Here is a 15798-nt window from a genome sequence, read left to right as displayed (position 1 = left end):
CAAACGGGGGTAATCCATGACACCGTCCACGGACGTGCGCACGAGCGAGGTACGGGAGTTCACCGCGCGGAGCATCGGCGGTGGACCGGCCCTGATATTGGGCCTGTTGGGGACCGCGGCCGGGGCCGGACTGATCGCCCTCGGTGCCTCGGCGGCCTCCGCGGCGGCCGCGGGGACGCTGATCGCGCTCGGGGTCCTGCTGATCCTCGCCCAGGTGATCGCCCTGAGCGGGCTGAACACCGTGGCGCCCGGCGAAGCCCGGGTGGTGCAGCTCTTCGGCCGCTACCGGGGCACGATCCGCACCGACGGGCTGCGCTGGGTCAATCCGTTCACCTCGCGCCGCAAGGTCTCCACCCGTGTCCGCAACCACGAGACGCCCGTCCTGAAGGTCAACGACGCCTACGGCAACCCCATCGAGCTGGCGGCGGTCGTGGTGTGGCGGGTCGCCGACACCGCGCGGGCGGTCTTCGAGGTCGAGGACTTCACCGAGTTCGTCGAGACGCAGACCGAGGCGGCCGTACGCCACATCGCCATCGAGTACCCCTACGACGACCACGACGAGGACGCCCTGTCCCTGCGCGGCAACGCCGAGGAGATCACCGAGAAGCTCGCGGCCGAGCTGGCCACCCGGGTCGACGCGGCGGGCGTGCAGATCATCGAGTCCCGCTTCACCCATCTCGCGTACGCTCCGGAGATCGCCTCCGCGATGCTCCAGCGCCAGCAGGCCGGCGCGGTCGTGGCGGCCCGCAAGCAGATCGTCGAGGGCGCGGTGGGCATGGTGGAACTGGCCCTGACCCGGCTGGCCGAGGAGGACATCGTGGACCTGGACCCGGAGCGGAAGGCGAGCATGGTCTCGAACCTGATGGTCGTGCTCTGCGGCGACCGCGCGGCCCAGCCCGTCATCAACGCGGGCACCCTCTACCAGTGACCCCCACCGGCGACGCCCGGCCCGACGGCGAGGACGGCGCCCCGGCCGCCAAGCCCCAACGGGCCGGACGTCAGGCGCGCAAGCAGGTGCTGCTGCGCCTCGACCCCCAGGTGTACGACTCCCTCGCCCGCTGGGCGGGCGAGGAGCTGCGCAGCGCGAACGCGCAGATCGAGTTCCTGCTCCGCAGGGCCCTGGCGGAGTCCGGCCGGCTGCCGGGCACAGCGGCGCCGATCCCACCGCGCGGCCGCCCGCGCACGACACCGGACTCCTGAAGCCCCAAGGAGCGTCCGCTACGGCTGACCGCGTCGCAGCAGGACGAATCCGTCCTGCTGCGCCTCGGTGCGGTAGCCGTCCGCCTTGGCCCGCTCCAGGGCGATGGCCTCGGCGGGCACGGACAGCGGCCAACGCCGCTCCATCGGGACCCGGGTGTCGACGATGATCCACTGCGGATCGGGCCTGCTGTCGGCCCAGCCGAACAGGCTGACGCTGGTCCGGCTCGTCAGGTGCGTCACCAGCAGGTCCGAGGCCTGAACGGTGGCCCCGTCGGGGATCTTCGCCAACAGCCGCTCCGCCACCGCGACCCGGGGGTCGGTCCGCCAGGTGGCGGGCTCGGTCAGCTGCCAGAACGCGTGCGAGGGCAGCAGCGCCAGGCAGACGCCCGCCGCGCCGAGGAGGTAGCGGCGCAGGCCGGCCGGGGTGGTGCGGCGTCGGTGCAGGGCGTCCACGAAGGCCGCGAAGACGATCGGCATCAGGACGAGCGAGTAGTGCAGCCCCGTCCCCCAGTGCGCCACGTAGTCCGAGGCGAAGCGCCACACGAGCGTCGGCACGGCCACCCACGCCAGGGGCGATCGCACGGCGAGGAAGAGCGTCGGCGCCCACACCAGCATCAGGGTCGCCACCTTCGTCTCGGGGGTGACCAGTCCGACCGTCATCCGCCGCGCGAGCTCGACCAACCCGCCGCCCTGCCCCGGGTCCGTGCCGTGGGAGGCGACGTAGCCCGCGAAGCCCTGCGGGTGGAACGCCGGCAGCACCACCAGCGCGACGAGCAGCGCCACGAGCCCGCCCGCGACGGCGAGAGCGAGACCCATGCGCCGCGCGGGCGGTCCGCCGCGCCGGGCGATCACCAGGCCGATCACGATCACCGTGAGCCCGAGGTCCTCCTTGACGAGCAGCAGCGGCAGGGCCCACCAGAGGGCGGCCCGCATCCTGCCCTCGCCCAGTGCGGTCAGGGAGAACGCCAGCAGCGGGACGGCGAAGGCCACCTCGTGGAAGTCGTAGCCGACGCCGCTCGCCAGGCCCCAGGACAGCCCGTAGCACAGGCCGATCACGACGGCGGCGCGCGCGCCGAGCGTGCGGTGCGCCCACCGGGCGAGCGGCAGCACGCTCACGGCGATCAGCGCCGCCTGCGCCACGAGCAGGGTGGCCGTGGTGGGCCAGACCCGGTAGAAGGGCGCCAGCAGCGCGAGCACCGGGGAGAAGTGGTCGCCGAGGATGGGGAAGTCGGGGCCCTTGATCTCGGAGACGGGCAACCGGCCGGTGGCGTAGGAGCGGACGACCTGTTCGAAGATCCCGAGGTCGAAGCTGCGCGAGAGCATCCGTTGGTGGATGCGCAGGGAGAGGGTGGCGTAGAGGAGGAAGAGGCCTCCCGCGAGCGCCCAGATCCACCACGGGGTGCCCGCGCCGGAAGGTCTGGGGGCGGACGTACGGGCGTCCGGTCCGGTGTGCTGCGAGGGAACGGCGGCGACGTCGGCGGGGATTCCGTGCATGGCGGACCTTTCGGGAATGCGGGACCGTGCCCCCAACGTGCCGGCCCCGACCGGGCCACACCCCGAACCCCGACCCGAGCCGCTCCCCCACGGCCCGGAGTACCCACGAATGGCCGCAGGCCGCCGCCCCTCCCTCGGGCGACGCGGCAGCCCCCGCCGGTCTATACACCGCACGTATACACCGTGCGTATACACCGCGTGTATAGTCCCCGACATGTCCATCGGTCACACGCTCCTCGGCCTCCTGGAGGCCGGCCCGCGCCACGGGTACGACCTGAAGCGCGCCTTCGACGAGAAATTCGGCCACGACCGCCCGCTCGCGTACGGACAGGTCTACTCGACCATGTCCCGCCTCCTGAAGAACGGCCTCGTCGAGGTCGACGGCACGGAGATCGACGGCGGCCCCGAGCGCAAGCGCTACGCCATCACGGACGCCGGCATCACCGACGTCGAAACCTGGCTCGCCCAGCCCGAGAAGCCCGAGCCCTACCTCCAGTCCACCCTCTACACGAAGGTCGTCCTCGCGCTGCTCACCGGCCGCAGCGCGAACGAACTCCTGGACACCCAGCGCGCCGAGCACCTGCGGCTGATGCGCATCCTGACCCAGCGCAAGCGCAAGGGCGACTTCGCCGACCAACTGGTCTGCGACCACGCCCTGTTCCACCTGGAGGCCGACCTTCGCTGGCTCGAACTGACCTCGGCCCGCCTGGACCGGCTCGCCCAGGAGGTCCGTCGATGACCCCGGCCGGATCCCTGCTCTCCGCCACCGACCTGCGCAAGACCTACGGGGCCACCACGGCCCTCGACGGCGCCGAACTCTCCGTCCACCCCGGGGAGATCGTCGCCGTCATGGGCCCCTCCGGCTCCGGCAAGTCCACCCTGCTCCACTGCCTCGCCGGCATCGTGTCGCCCGACTCCGGCACCGTCACCTACGCCGGCCGCGAGCTGTCCGCGATGAAGGACGCCGAGCGCAGCGCCCTGCGCCGCTCGGAGTTCGGCTTCGTCTTCCAGTTCGGGCAGCTCGTCCCGGAGCTGACCTGCGTGGAGAACGTGGCCCTGCCGCTGCGCCTGACCGGCGTCAAGCGCAAGGAGGCCGAACGCACCGCCCTGGACTGGATGGAGCGGCTCCAGGTGGAGGACACCGGCGGCAAGCGGCCCGGGGAGATCAGCGGCGGCCAGGGCCAGCGGGTCGCGGTGGCCCGCGCGTTGGTCACCCGACCCCGGGTGATCTTCGCGGACGAGCCGACCGGAGCCCTCGACTCCCTCAACGGCGAACTGGTGATGCAACTGCTCACCGAGGCCGCCCGCTCCGCGAACGCCGCCGTCGTCCTGGTCACGCACGAGACCCGCGTGGCCGCGTACTCCGACCGCGAGATCGTGGTGCGCGACGGCCGGTCGCGTGACATGGAGCGGATCATATGAGCGGCCTGCGGGTGTGGACCCGTGACCTCGCGATGGGCGCCCGCTTCGCCTTCGGCGGCGGCCGCCAGGGGTGGACCCGCACCCTGCTCACCGGTGTCGGCGTCGGACTCGGCGTCGCACTCCTGCTGATCAGCACCGCGATACCGGGCGCGCTCGGCGCCCGCCACGACCGCGACGACGCCCGCTCCATCCTGGGCTCGGCCCGCATCGACGCCCCCGGCCCCGACACCCTGCTGATCGCCCGGCTCAACCAGAGCTACGGCGGCCAGGACATCGACGGCAAGATGCTGCGGGCGGAAGGCCCCGACGCCCCCCTGCCCCCGGGCGTGCGCGCGATCCCCAAGGGCGGCGAGATGGTCGTCTCCCCCGCCCTGAAGCGGCTGCTCTCCTCCCCCGAGGGGGCGGGGCTGCGCGAGCGCCTCGACGCCCGGATCGCCGGCACCATCGCCGACCAGGGCCTCACCGGCCCGGCCGAACTCCTCTTCTACCTGGGCAGCGACACCCTCACGAAGGACGGACCGGGCGACTACCGGATCACTCGGATCAACGCCTTCGCCTACGACCCGCAGGAGCGCTCCCTCGACCCGGTGCTGATGCTCCTGGTCGTGGTCACCTTCGTCGCGCTGCTGATGCCCGTCGTCGTGTTCATCGCCACCGCCGTCCGCTTCGGCGGCGAGCGGCGCGACCAACGGCTCGCCGCGCTGCGCCTGGTGGGCGCCGACAGCCTGATGGTGCGCCGGATCGCGGCCGGGGAGGCCCTCGCCGGGGCCCTGGTCGGGCTGGCGCTGGGCGTGGGCTTCTTCCTGGCGGGGCGCAGCCTCGTGGGATCGCTCTCCTTCCAGCAGCGCAGTGTCTTCCCCGCCGACCTCGACCCCGCGCTGTGGCTGGCGCTGCTGGTCGCGGTGGCGGTGCCCGTCGCGGCCGTGGTCGTCACGGTGTTCACCCTGCGCCGCGTGACCATCGAACCCCTGGGCGTCGTACGGACGGCGAAGCCGCGCCGGCGCCGGATCTGGTGGCGGCTGCTGCTGCCGCCGGCGGGCCTCGCACTGCTCGCCCCGCTGGCGGGACGCGGCTCCGAGGACGGGCAGTTCAACCGGTGGCAGGTCGGCGGCGGCGTGGCGCTGCTGCTGGTCGGCGTCACCGCCCTGCTGCCCTGGCTGTTGGAGCGGATCGTCGGCCGGCTCTCGGGCGGCCCCGCGTCCTGGCAGCTCGCGGTGCGCCGGCTCCAGCTCGACAGCGGCGGCGCCACCCGGCTGGTCAACGGCATCGCGGTCGCGGTCGCCGGGGCCATCGCCCTGCAGATGCTCTTCGCCGGCGTCGAGGGCGACTACGAGAAGGACACCGGCCAGGACCCGTCACGCGCGAACGTCTCGGTGCTGCTGCACGCGGGCACCGAGGACAGGCTCGACACGCTGGCCCGGGACATCGCGGCCGCCCCGGGCATCACCCGTACCGTGCCGCTGGGCTCCTTCCGGGCCGCGCACACCGTCCCGGCCGCGGACCAGAGCATCGAGGTCACGGTCGGCTCCTGCGAGGCGCTGCGGGAGGTCGCCGAGATCGGCGACTGCGCGGAGGGCGACGCCTTCGCCCTGACCGGCGGGCCACTGACCCCCACCGGCGAGAAGCTCACCGCCGCCCCCGGCGACCGGCTGTTCGCGGGCAACGTCACCGGCTATCAGGTGGACGGCGTCCCGGACGAGAAGGCCGTCGAGTGGACCTTCCCGGCAGGCGCCCGTACGGTGACCCCCCGCGAGGACCCCGCCGGCAGGCTGCGGGACGGGCTGCTCGTCACCCCGTCGGCCGCGCCGAAGGACGGCGTGGACTTCTGGCGGTGGGCGCGGATCTACGTCCAGGCCGACGACTCCCTGCCGGACGCTCTGGACCGGGCCCGCACGGCCGCCTTCAAGGCGGATCCGTTCTCGACGGCCATGACCCTGCGCTCGACCACCCGGGACACCTCGTACTCGGCGATCCGCGTCGGGCTGTTCTTCGGCGCGACCGGCGTGCTGATCCTCATCGGCACGAGCCTGCTGGTGTCCCAGCTGGAGCAGCTGCGCGAGCGGCGCCGGCTGCTCTCCTCCCTGGTCGCCTTCGGTACGCGGCGCAGCACGCTGAGCCTGTCCGTCCTGTGGCAGACGGCCCTGCCGATCGCGCTGGGCCTGAGCCTCGCGACCGGCGTGGGCCTCGCCCTCGGCACGGCCCTGCTGCGGATGGCGGCCCAGCCGGTGCGCGTCGACTGGTCCTCGGTGCTGGCCCTGACGGGCGCCGGCGCGGGCGTGGTCGCCGGGGTGACCCTGCTCAGCCTGCCGCTGCTGCTGCGCCTGATGCGCCCGGACGGCCTGCGTACGGAGTGAGCCCTCGCCCCCGCTTCCGGTTCAGTCCGTCGGCCACACCGGGAGCGGGCGTACGGCTTCGCGCAGGGCGGCCGCGATGGCGCGGAACTCCTCCTGGCGGGCCGTGCCCGTCCGTATGGCCAGGGCGATCCGCCGCGACGGCGCCGGCTCGGCGAAGTAGCCGGTGGACAGGTGCTCGTTGCGGGCGGTCTCCAGGCGCAGCGCCGTTCGCGGCAGCAGGGTGACCCCGAGGCCCCCGGCGACGAGCTGGACGAGGGTGGACAGTCCGGCGGCGGTGGTGGTGACGTCGGCGCCGGCGGTGCGGCCCGCCTCGCGGCAGATGTCGAGCGCCTGGTCGCGCAGGCAGTGTCCCTCGTCGAGCAACAGCAGTTGGAGGCCGCGCAGTTCCTCGCGCGGAATGTCCTTGCGCCCGGCCAGCGGGTGTTCGCGCGGCGCGAGCAGGACGAAGTCCTCGTCGAATACGGGCAGTTCGGTGACCCCGGACATGCCCAGCGGTACGGCGAGCAGCAGCAGGTCCAGACGGCCGCCGGCCAGCCCCTCCAGCAGCGAGGCCGTCTGCTCCTCGTGCACCTGGAGGTCGACGCGGGGGTAGCGGCGGTGGAAGAGCCCGAGGACGGTCGGCAGCAGGTACGGGGCCACCGTGGGGATCACGCCGAGCCGCAGGACCCCGGTGAAGGGGGCCCGTACCGCCTCGGCCTCCTCCAGCAGCCCGCCCACCGCCTCCAGCACGCCGCGCACCCGCAGCGCTATGCGCTCGCCGGCGGGCGACAGGAGCACCTTGCGGGTGGTGCGCTCCAGCAGCTGCACGCCGAGCGCCTCCTCCAGCGCCGAGACGGAGCCGGAGAGCGCGGGCTGGCTCATTCCGATGGCCGCGGCGGCGTCGCGGAAGTGCAGGTGCTCGGCGACGGCCGCGAAGGCGCGCAGCTGCGCCAGCGTCGGTTGCTTCGTTCCTCTATTACTGACAGCCACTGATAGGTATCTCCGATCGCTCACCGCAAGAGTAGCTATTTCTGTAATCAATGCAGCTGTGCCAGCATGTGAGATCAGTCCAACCCCCTCGGAAAGCCCCCAAAAGGGTCACTTTCCATTCCGCAAGGAGAGTTCGTGCTCACTGTCGGTGACAAGTTCCCCAGCTACGACCTGACCGCCTGCGTCTCCCTCGAAGCCGGCAACGAGTTCGCCCAGATCGACCAGAAGACGTACGAGGGCAAGTGGCGCGTCGTCTTCTTCTGGCCGAAGGACTTCACCTTCGTCTGCCCGACCGAGATCGCGGCCTTCGGCAAGCTGAACGAGGAGTTCCAGGACCGCGACGCCCAGATCCTCGGCGTCTCCGGCGACTCCGAGTTCGTCCACCACGCCTGGCGCAAGGACCACGCCGACCTGCGTGACCTGCCCTTCCCGATGCTGGCCGACTCCAAGCACGAGCTCATGCAGGCCTGCGGCGTCCAGGGCGAGGACGGCTTCGCCCAGCGCGCCGTCTTCATCGTGGACCAGAACAACGAGATCCAGTTCACGATGGTGACCGCCGGTTCCGTGGGCCGTAACCCCAAGGAGGTCCTGCGGGTCCTCGACGCCCTGCAGACCGACGAGCTGTGCCCCTGCAACTGGAACAAGGGCGAGGGCACCCTCGACGCCGGCGCCCTGCTGGCCGGTGAGTGACGGATGTCCCTCGACTCCCTCAAGTCCGCCATACCGGACTTCGCCAAGGACCTGAAGCTGAACCTCGGTTCGGTCATCGGCAACCAGGACACCCTGACTCAGCAGCAGCTGTGGGGCACCGTCCTGTCCTGCGCCATCGCCGCCCGCTCCCCGCGCGTCCTGCGTGAGCTGGAGCCGGAGGCGAAGGCCGCCCTGTCGCCCGAGGCGTACGCGGCCGCCAAGTCCGCCGCCGCGATCATGGCGATGAACAACGTCTTCTACCGCACGCGCCACCTGCTCTCCGACCCGGAGTACGGCACGCTGCGCGCGGGTCTGCGGATGAACGTCATCGGCAACCCGGGCGTGGAGAAGGTCGACTTCGAGCTGTGGTCGCTCGCGGTCTCCGCGATCAACGGCTGCGGCCAGTGCCTGGACTCGCACGAGCAGGTCCTGCGCAAGGCCGGCGTCGACCGCGAGACCGTCCAGGAGGCCTTCAAGGTCGCCTCGGTGATCCAGGCAGTCGCCGTCACCCTGGACGCGGAAGCCGCCCTGGCCGACGCGTAGTCGCCCGTACGAACGACAGGGCCCCCGCAGCCGCTCGCCGGCGGCGGGGGCCCTGCTCGCGCGTCTGCTCCGCTATCCGCGCAGGCGTCGCATCAGCGTGCGCATGTCCTCGATCATCGCCGCCGTCAGGGCGTCCTCGTCGAGGGGCGCCTCCCCGCCGTCGCGGTACTCGCGCAGGGTCAGGGTGAAGACCGCGCCGCCGTCGAGCACCCGCAGGCGGGGCGCCATCACGTTGCGGTCGAACAGGGCCCGCTCGCCCAGGCCCGGGACCTGCTGGACCTCGATGAACCCGGCGCCCGCGTCCGGGTCGCCGTTCGGTCCGGCGCCGAACTCGGGCTCCGGGTCGACCTTCTTGTGCAGCTCGACCTGGATTCGCGCCTCGTAGCCGAACCCGGCGTCCGTGATCTCCGTCCCGAGCCCGCAGAACGACCAGTCCACGCGCGGGTCCTCCGCGTGCCTCGGCCGGCCGGTCCCGAAGCGGCCGGTGAGCGCGCTGACGGCGGGCAGCGGCGAGCCCTCGCAGAGGTCCTCGGAGTGCCGGTAGGCGAGCGGTGGCGGGCGGTCGCTGAAACGATCCTGCGCGACCAGGAACCCGGCCCACACCGCCGAGGCCACCACGGCCCCGCCCAGCGCCCACACCCACGGCCTACGGGCCGCCCGTAACGGACCCTCGGAACTGTCAGAGCCGTCGTCCCCGTCCGCCCCGTCCACCCACGCCCGTTCGCCGGGCCGCTCCGGGGGCCACGCCCCGTCGAGCTCAGGTTCGCTGATCATCCCCGACCTCCCGCACGGTCATGCCCATGGCGGTGGACCCGTGCGGCGCCGGACCGACCGGGGCGACCGGCACGGTGGCCCCGCGGTGCCGCTCGTGCGAGTACGCCCGCAGGTAGCCCACCACCGTGTTGGTGACGGCGACCAGCGGCACCGCCACCACCGCACCGCCGATGCCCGCGACCATGCCGCCGGCCGCGACGGAGAGCACCACCGCGAGCGGGTGGACCCGTACCGCGCGCCCCAGGATGAAGGGCTGGAGCACGTGGCCCTCGATCTGCTGCACCGCCAGCACCACCAGCACCACCATCAGCGCGATGAAAGGCCCCTCGGTCACCAGCGCCACCACCACCGCGAGGGCCCCGGAGACGACCGCGCCCACCAGCGGGATGAAGGCGAACAGGAAAATGAACACGGCCAGCGGGACGGCCATCGTCACGTCGAGGAACCACAGCCCGAGTCCGATGAACACGGCGTCGATGAGCGCGACGAGCACCGTGCCGCGCACGTACGCGGTCAGCGTGCGCCAGGCGCGCGGACCGGCGCCCGCGACGCCGGGGCGGGCGGCGGCCGGGAGCAGGCCGAGCACCCAGGTCCAGATGCGCTTGCCGTCGTAGAGCAGGAACAACGTCGAGAACATCGCCAGCAGCATCCCGGTCAGCACCTCGAAGAGGACCGTCACGCCTTGCAGTCCGGCGGAGGTGATCTGTTCGGTGTTGGTGCCGATCGTCTCGCTGAGGTTCTTCGCGATGTCGTTGATCTGCTTCTCGGTCACGTGGAACGGGCTGTCGAGCGCCCAGCTCTTCAGCTCGTTGATGCCCTCGCGGACCCGGCTGGAGAGGTCGTCCAGGTTGTCCATGACCTGCCAGACCACGAACCAGCCGACCAGGCCGATGACGACGAACCCGAGGATCGCGGTGACGGCGGTGGCCAGCCCGCGCGGCAACCCGAGCCGCCGCAGGCGCACCACGAACGGCTGGAGCAGCGCGGTCACCAGCATCGCGGCGGCGAAGGCGAGGACGACCAGGCGCACTTCGCTGATCACCTTCATCAGCACCCAGAGCATCCCGGCGAGCAACAGCAGCCGCCAGCTGGCCTCGGCGGCCACCCGCACCCCCCACGGGATGACGGTGACCGGATCGGGACGCTCCGCCGGCACGACGGGCTCGTACGCCGCCCCCTGCGCCGCGGGCGCCTCCGCGGCGGCCACGGCCGCGGGCAGCGGGACGTCCCCCGCGCTCTCGGCCTCGACCTCGGCCCGCCGCTCGTCGAGGCGCGCCTCCATGCGGCTCAGCCTGCTGCCGAGCCGACCGAGCCAGCCTGCCCTCTTCGCCATCTCATTCCCTTCCCCCCGTCCACCGCGCCGTTCGCGCTCGTACGGTCACACCCGCACGACCGTACACGCGGGGAGCCCCGCACCGTAGGACGGTGCGGGGCTCCTCGGGGTCGGAACCGGGTGCGGCTAGTACCAGCCGTTGCCCTGGTGGAAGGTCCAGGCCGCGCACGGGCTGCCGTAGCGCTCGTTCATGTAGCCCAGGCCCCACTTGATCTGGGTGGCCGGGTTGGTGCGCCAGTCGGCGCCGGCCGAGGCCATCTTCGAACCGGGCAGGGCCTGGACCAGACCGTAGGCGCCCGAGGACGAGTTCACGGCCTTGTAGTTCCAGGTGGATTCCTGGTTGATGATGTTGGAGAAGCACTGGAACTGCCCGGCGGGCACCAGCTGCTGGGCGATGGCCTTGACCTGGGCGACCGTGTAGGAGCCCTGGACGGGGAAGTCGCCGGCGTCACGCGTGGTGGACCGGCTCGCGACCTCGTCCTTCTCCTCGCGCTCGGCCTTGAGCTTGGCGTCGGCCTCGTCCTTCTTCGCCTTCTCGGCCTTCTCCGCCTCGGCCTTCCTGGCCTTGGCGTCCTCGGCGGCCTTGAGGCGGGCGGCCTCCTCCGTCGAGCGCTTGGCGTCGGCGTCGGCGGCGTGGGCGATGGCGTCGGCCTGCTGCGCGAGGGTCCCGCTCTGGACCTGGGCCTGCTCGCCGTCCGGGACGTCGGCGAGGAGAGTCGCGCCGGACGCGGTGGTCTCAAGGTCGTTCGAAGAGGAGGCGTCGCCGGTGGCGACGCCCACGACTGCGCCGACGGTGGTGACCGCGGTGGCCGAAGCCACTGCGAACCCCCGGACCGAGATCCGGCTCACACGGTTTCCTTCCAGCAGCGTCCGCAGTGACCGCGCGGGCGCGAGAGTGCCCCATTCGACACAGGTCTCCGGGGTGGTGCGATCACTGGAGACACGGGCCCGTGGGCAACTCCCCTGCGGGGGCTGCCGCGTGAAACCGGGCGGCATACGGCCATCGGCTGTGGAGTTGTGGTGCTGTGCGTATCCCCCCTGAGGAGAACGGGAGATACAGGAGTGCCGTATGCGGGGCCTGACGGAAATCAGACTCTGCCGGACCGCGACGCCGCAGGGCAATTCCGCGTTGCGTGGGAAAGGTCACACCAGGCAAGTCGCGGTTGATTGCGTCAAAGGCCTGTGCGGCGCGACGCCGCCCGGCTAGGCTCCTGGGCCTTTGCCGGGCGGCGTCAACTCGACCAACCGCTATGAGGTTTTTGACCGTTTCGACAGCAGTGCTGCCACTGTCCGCCACTGTCTCAGGGTTAGAGCGTTTCGAGCATCTCCGTCACCAGCGCGGCGATCGGGGAGCGCTCCGAGCGGGTCAGCGTGACGTGCGCGAAGAGCGGATGCCCCTTCAGCTTCTCGACCACGGCGACGACCCCGTCGTACCGACCGACCCTCAGGTTGTCGCGCTGGGCCACGTCGTGGGTGAGGACCACCCGCGAGTTGGTCCCGATGCGGGACAGCACGGTCAGCAGGACGTTGCGCTCCAGGGACTGGGCCTCGTCCACGATCACGAACGCGTCGTGCAGCGAGCGACCGCGGATGTGCGTGAGCGGCAGGACCTCCAGCATGCCGCGGCTGAGCACCTCCTCGATGACCTCGCGCCCGGCCACCGCCGAGAGGGTGTCGAAGACCGCCTGCGCCCAGGGGCTCATCTTCTCGGACGCGTCACCGGGCAGGTAGCCGAGGTCCTGGCCGCCGACGGCGTACAGCGGCCGGAAGACCATCACCTTCTGATGCTGCCTCCGCTCCAGCACCGCCTCCAGCCCCGCGCACAGCGCCAGCGCCGACTTGCCGGTGCCGGCCCGGCCGCCCATCGAGAGGATCCCGATCTCCGGGTCGAGCAGGAGGTCGAGGGCGATGCGCTGCTCGGCGCTGCGCCCGTGCAGCCCGAAGGCCTGCCGGTCGCCCCGTACGAGCTTCACGTTGCCGTCGGCGGTGACGCGGCCGAGCGCCTTGCCGCGCTCCGACTGAAGGACCAGGCCGGTGTGCACGGGCAGTTCCGCGGCCTCGGGTACGTAGAGCCGTTCCTCGGAGTAGAGGAGGTCGACCTGTTCCCCGGAGAGGGAGATCTCGCTCATGCCGGTCCAGCCGCCATCGGTGATGGCGAGTTCCGCGCGGTATTCCTCCGCGAGCAGCCCCACGGAGGAGGCCTTGATGCGCAGTGGGAGGTCCTTCGAGACGACCGTGACGTCGTAGCCCTCGGCCTGGAGGTTGCGGGCGACCGCGAGGATCCGCGAGTCGTTGTCCCCCAGTCGGAAGCCCGCGGGCAGGACGCCCGGGTCGGAGTGGTTGAGCTCGACGCGCAGGCTGCCACCCAGATCGCCCAGTGGGATGGGGGCGTCGAGGCGACCGTGGCGAACCCGGAAGTCGTCGAGCAGGCGCAGGGCCTGGCGCGCGAAGTAGCCGAGTTCGGGATGGTGCCTCTTGGCCTCCAGCTCGGTGATCACCACGATCGGGAGCACGACCTCGTGCTCGTCGAAACGGGAGAACGCGTTGGGGTCTGCCAGCAGGACGCTGGTGTCGAGGACGTAGGTCCGCCTGTCGGGCAGGCGGCGCTTTGTGCTGGTCACCACGGAAGGACGTACCCCCTCGGAAGAGGTCGGGCCATGAAGACCGGACCGGTCAACGGCTCCCATGCCAGGGCCGCTTTCCGGCCCTCCAATCCGTCCGTGCGAACCGCACGCTCGTCCTGGTGCAAAGGGCCTCCCGGGCGGACGGCCCTGTGCCGTCCGCTGAGACTCGACACCCGTGGATCGGGCGTCGACCTGTGTGGGTTATGCCCTCGAACATGCACCGCCATGCCATGGCATATGACGGACGCTCGGTGAACCCCTGGTGAAGGCCTCGTGGGAGGTGGGGGTGTGACGGAGGGGGAGCCGGCCGGTGGTGTCAGGTGCCGTAGCGCCGGTGGCGGGCGGCGTAGTCGCGCAGGGCGCGCAGGAAGTCGACCTTGCGGAACGCCGGCCAGAACACTTCGCAGAAGTAGTACTCCGAGTGGGCGCTCTGCCACAGCATGAATCCGGACAGCCGCTGTTCGCCGCTGGTGCGGATCACGAGGTCCGGGTCGGGCTGGCCGCGCGTGTAGAGGTGCTCCGCGATGTGGTCGATGTCGAGGACCTCGGCGAGCTCCTCGAAGGAGGTGCCCTTCTCGGCGTGCTCCAGGAGCAGCGAGCGGACCGCGTCGGCGATCTCCTGGCGACCGCCGTAGCCCACGGCGACGTTGACGAGTATCCCCTTGACGTCGTGCGTGGCCTGCTCGGCCTCCTTCAGGACGGTCTGGGTCCGCGAGGGCAGGATGTCCAGGTTGCCGACGTGGTGGACGCGCCAGCGGCCGTCCTCGGCCAGGCCCCTGACCGTGTTCTCGATGATGTTGAGCAGCGGCCGGAGCTCGACCTCCGGCCGGTCCAGGTTGTCCGTGGAGAGCATCCACAGGGTGACGACCTCGACGTCCGTCTCGGTGCACCAGCCGAGCATCTCGGAGATCTTGTCGGCGCCGGCCTGATGACCCTGCTCCGTCGTGCCTCCGGACGCCTTGGCCCAGCGCCTGTTCCCGTCCAGGATGACGCCGATGTGCTTGGGCGACGCGTCATGGTCGAGGCGGCCTTCCACCCGGCGTGCGTAGAGCCTGTACACCAGGTCGCGCAGCTTCACGATCTTCGAGCCCCTCCGTGCAATGCCCCCGTGCCGATTGCGGTCTCCCCCGAGTCCGCCACATTACTGCGCGGCGGTATCGGGTACCCAACTCGGTCTGTCACAAGTACGTGATAGGGAGGACATCGTGACTGATAACAATCCCTATCGGGCAGAGCCCTCGCGCTACGACTCCATGAGCTACCGGCGCACGGGCCGCAGCGGCCTCAAGCTCCCCGCGATCTCCCTCGGCCTCTGGCACAACTTCGGTGACGACCGGTCGCTGGAGTCCCAGCGGTCCATCCTGCGCCGCGCCTTCGACCTCGGCGTGACCCACTTCGACCTGGCCAACAACTACGGCCCGCCGCCCGGCTCGGCCGAGCTGAACTTCGGCAAGATCTTCGCCGAGGACTTCGCCCGCTACCGCGAGGAGCTGGTGATCTCCACCAAGGCCGGCTACTTCATGCACCCCGGCCCTTACGGCGAATGGGGCAGCCGCAAGTACCTGCTCGGCTCGCTGGACGCCTCCCTGAAGCGGATGGGCGTCGATTACGTCGACATCTTCTACTCGCACCGCTTCGACCCGGAGACCCCGCTGGAGGAGACCATGGGCGCGCTCGCGTCCGCGGTCCGGCAGGGCAAGGCGCTCTACGTCGGCGTGTCCTCGTACACGGCGGAGCAGACGGCCGAGGCGGCCCGGATCCTCACCGACATGGGGGTGCGCCCCCTGATCCACCAGCCCTCGTACTCCATGATCAACCGCTGGACGGAGGAGGACGCGCTGCTGGACACGCTGGAGGACGCCGGCATGGGCTGCATCTCCTTCGCGCCGCTCGCGCAGGGGCTGCTGACCGGCAAGTACCTCCAGGGCATCCCGGAGGGCTCGCGGGCGAGCCAGGGCAAGTCCCTGAACCCCTCGCTGCTGTCGCCGGACGTGCTGCGACGCCTGGAGGGGCTGAACGAGATCGCCGCGCGGCGCGGTCAGTCGCTGGCGCAGCTGGCGCTGACGTGGGTGCTGCGCGACGACCGGATGACCTCGGCGCTGATCGGCGCGTCGAGCGTGCGGCAGCTGGAGGAAAACATCGCCGCGCTGGCCGGCGAGCCCCTCTCAGAGGCGGAATTGAAGGAGATCGACTCCTTCGCCGTCTCCACCCCCGGCACGAACATCTGGGCCCAACGGGGCTGACCTGCGGCGTTGTCCCGGGCTTGAGGAAAACCTGAGGAAAGTGCCGGACAAGAAAAAACGGGCCGGTCCGTGGGGGGGATACGGACCGGCCCGAGGGGGGGGTTCCACCATAACCCTTCGTAAAGCCTGATGCGTGCATCGGCGCCAAATGA

15 protein-coding genes are annotated in these 15798 nt (G+C 71.3%); 8 read left to right on the top strand and 7 right to left on the bottom strand.

Going from position 1 to position 15798, the window contains the following annotated elements; genetic code table 11:
- Positions 1-16 precede the first annotated feature (16 nt).
- Together M4D82_RS21480 and M4D82_RS21475 are read left to right on the top strand one after the other, a co-directional pair.
- Positions 17-928 (top strand): SPFH domain-containing protein, encoded by a 912-nt coding sequence (locus M4D82_RS21480; protein WP_249767587.1) that lies wholly within the window; start codon positions 17-19, stop codon positions 926-928.
- A complete protein-coding gene (locus M4D82_RS21475) occupies positions 925-1200 on the top strand; it encodes a type II toxin-antitoxin system antitoxin (protein WP_249767586.1) in 276 nt (91 codons plus the stop codon). The genes M4D82_RS21480 and M4D82_RS21475 overlap by 4 nt, the downstream gene beginning before the upstream one ends.
- A gap of 18 nt (positions 1201-1218) precedes the next feature.
- Here the strand turns inward: M4D82_RS21475 and M4D82_RS21470 are convergent, their stop codons facing one another.
- On the bottom strand, positions 1219-2694 hold the full coding sequence (locus M4D82_RS21470; protein ID WP_249767585.1) for a DUF2079 domain-containing protein: 1476 nt from the start codon (positions 2692-2694) through the stop codon (positions 1219-1221).
- Positions 2695-2908: 214 nt separating this feature from the next.
- On the opposite strand from M4D82_RS21470, the gene M4D82_RS21465 reads away from it, so the two are divergent.
- The 3 genes from M4D82_RS21465 to M4D82_RS21455 are packed head-to-tail and all read left to right on the top strand — an operon-like array spanning position 2909 to position 6470.
- Positions 2909-3433 carry a PadR family transcriptional regulator gene (locus M4D82_RS21465; protein ID WP_249767584.1) on the top strand — a complete coding sequence of 175 codons (525 nt, stop codon included), beginning with the start codon at positions 2909-2911 and terminating at the stop codon, positions 3431-3433.
- On the top strand, positions 3430-4116 hold the full coding sequence (locus M4D82_RS21460; protein ID WP_249767583.1) for an ABC transporter ATP-binding protein: 687 nt from the start codon (positions 3430-3432) through the stop codon (positions 4114-4116). Before M4D82_RS21465 ends, M4D82_RS21460 begins: the two co-directional genes overlap by 4 nt.
- Positions 4113-6470, top strand: coding sequence for an ABC transporter permease (locus tag M4D82_RS21455; protein ID WP_249767582.1), 2358 nt, complete (start codon positions 4113-4115; stop codon positions 6468-6470). The genes M4D82_RS21460 and M4D82_RS21455 overlap by 4 nt, the downstream gene beginning before the upstream one ends.
- 21 nt (positions 6471-6491) lie before the next feature.
- On the opposite strand, the gene M4D82_RS21450 is transcribed toward M4D82_RS21455, so the two are convergent.
- The gene (locus tag M4D82_RS21450; protein ID WP_249772023.1) at positions 6492-7439 is read right to left on the bottom strand and encodes a hydrogen peroxide-inducible genes activator; all 948 of its coding nucleotides are present in this window, start codon (positions 7437-7439) and stop codon (positions 6492-6494) included.
- A 135-nt stretch (positions 7440-7574) separates the two neighbouring features.
- Between M4D82_RS21450 and M4D82_RS21445 the strand changes: the two genes are divergently transcribed.
- Both M4D82_RS21445 and M4D82_RS21440 read left to right on the top strand, forming a co-directional pair.
- Positions 7575-8129 carry a peroxiredoxin gene (locus M4D82_RS21445; RefSeq protein ID WP_249767581.1) on the top strand — a complete coding sequence of 185 codons (555 nt, stop codon included), beginning with the start codon at positions 7575-7577 and terminating at the stop codon, positions 8127-8129.
- Positions 8130-8132: 3 nt separating this feature from the next.
- On the top strand, positions 8133-8672 hold the full coding sequence (locus M4D82_RS21440) for an alkyl hydroperoxide reductase (RefSeq protein WP_249767580.1): 540 nt from the start codon (positions 8133-8135) through the stop codon (positions 8670-8672).
- 72 nt (positions 8673-8744) lie between these two features.
- Here the strand turns inward: M4D82_RS21440 and M4D82_RS21435 are convergent, their stop codons facing one another.
- The 5 genes from M4D82_RS21435 to M4D82_RS21415 all read right to left on the bottom strand — a co-directional run bounded on the left by M4D82_RS21435 (position 8745) and on the right by M4D82_RS21415 (position 14481).
- Positions 8745-9446 carry a hypothetical protein gene (locus M4D82_RS21435; RefSeq protein WP_249767579.1) on the bottom strand — a complete coding sequence of 234 codons (702 nt, stop codon included), beginning with the start codon at positions 9444-9446 and terminating at the stop codon, positions 8745-8747.
- Positions 9430-10779 (bottom strand): AI-2E family transporter, encoded by a 1350-nt coding sequence (locus M4D82_RS21430; RefSeq protein ID WP_249767578.1) that lies wholly within the window; start codon positions 10777-10779, stop codon positions 9430-9432. The genes M4D82_RS21435 and M4D82_RS21430 overlap by 17 nt, the downstream gene beginning before the upstream one ends.
- Positions 10780-10905: 126 nt before the next feature.
- On the bottom strand, positions 10906-11628 hold the full coding sequence (locus tag M4D82_RS21425; RefSeq protein ID WP_249767577.1) for an aggregation-promoting factor C-terminal-like domain-containing protein: 723 nt from the start codon (positions 11626-11628) through the stop codon (positions 10906-10908).
- 458 nt (positions 11629-12086) lie between these two features.
- Positions 12087-13403, bottom strand: coding sequence for an RNA 5'-3' helicase PhoH2 (phoH2, locus tag M4D82_RS21420; protein WP_249767576.1), 1317 nt, complete (start codon positions 13401-13403; stop codon positions 12087-12089).
- 316 nt (positions 13404-13719) lie between these two features.
- Positions 13720-14481 carry an isoprenyl transferase gene (locus M4D82_RS21415; protein WP_249767575.1) on the bottom strand — a complete coding sequence of 254 codons (762 nt, stop codon included), beginning with the start codon at positions 14479-14481 and terminating at the stop codon, positions 13720-13722.
- Positions 14482-14608: 127 nt separating this feature from the next.
- Here M4D82_RS21415 and mgrA point away from each other — a divergent pair, with 127 nt between their 5' ends.
- Positions 14609-15646, top strand: a complete 1038-nt coding sequence (gene mgrA / locus M4D82_RS21410; RefSeq protein WP_283844498.1) for an L-glyceraldehyde 3-phosphate reductase — start codon at positions 14609-14611, stop codon at positions 15644-15646.
- Positions 15647-15798: the final 152 nt, after the last annotated feature.

This window comes from Streptomyces sp. RerS4, from assembly GCF_023515955.1.
In the GTDB taxonomy this organism is placed as follows: Bacteria; Actinomycetota; Actinomycetes; order Streptomycetales; family Streptomycetaceae; genus Streptomyces.
Note: the sequence above shows the minus strand (reverse complement) of the source record. Positions and strands in the feature narration are given on the sequence as shown.

What these genes read in the sequence shown, in the direction of transcription:
- M4D82_RS21480 (WP_249767587.1), top strand. Translation starts at nt 17, where the DNA reads ATGACACCGTCCACGGACGTGCGCACGAGCGAGGTACGGGAGTTCACC.
- M4D82_RS21470 (WP_249767585.1), bottom strand. Translation starts at nt 2,694, where the DNA reads ATGCACGGAATCCCCGCCGACGTCGCCGCCGTTCCCTCGCAGCACACC.
- M4D82_RS21465 (WP_249767584.1), top strand. Translation starts at nt 2,909, where the DNA reads ATGTCCATCGGTCACACGCTCCTCGGCCTCCTGGAGGCCGGCCCGCGC.
- M4D82_RS21460 (WP_249767583.1), top strand. Translation starts at nt 3,430, where the DNA reads ATGACCCCGGCCGGATCCCTGCTCTCCGCCACCGACCTGCGCAAGACC.
- M4D82_RS21455 (WP_249767582.1), top strand. Translation starts at nt 4,113, where the DNA reads ATGAGCGGCCTGCGGGTGTGGACCCGTGACCTCGCGATGGGCGCCCGC.
- M4D82_RS21440 (WP_249767580.1), top strand. Translation starts at nt 8,133, where the DNA reads ATGTCCCTCGACTCCCTCAAGTCCGCCATACCGGACTTCGCCAAGGAC.
- M4D82_RS21435 (WP_249767579.1), bottom strand. Translation starts at nt 9,446, where the DNA reads ATGATCAGCGAACCTGAGCTCGACGGGGCGTGGCCCCCGGAGCGGCCC.
- M4D82_RS21430 (WP_249767578.1), bottom strand. Translation starts at nt 10,779, where the DNA reads ATGGCGAAGAGGGCAGGCTGGCTCGGTCGGCTCGGCAGCAGGCTGAGC.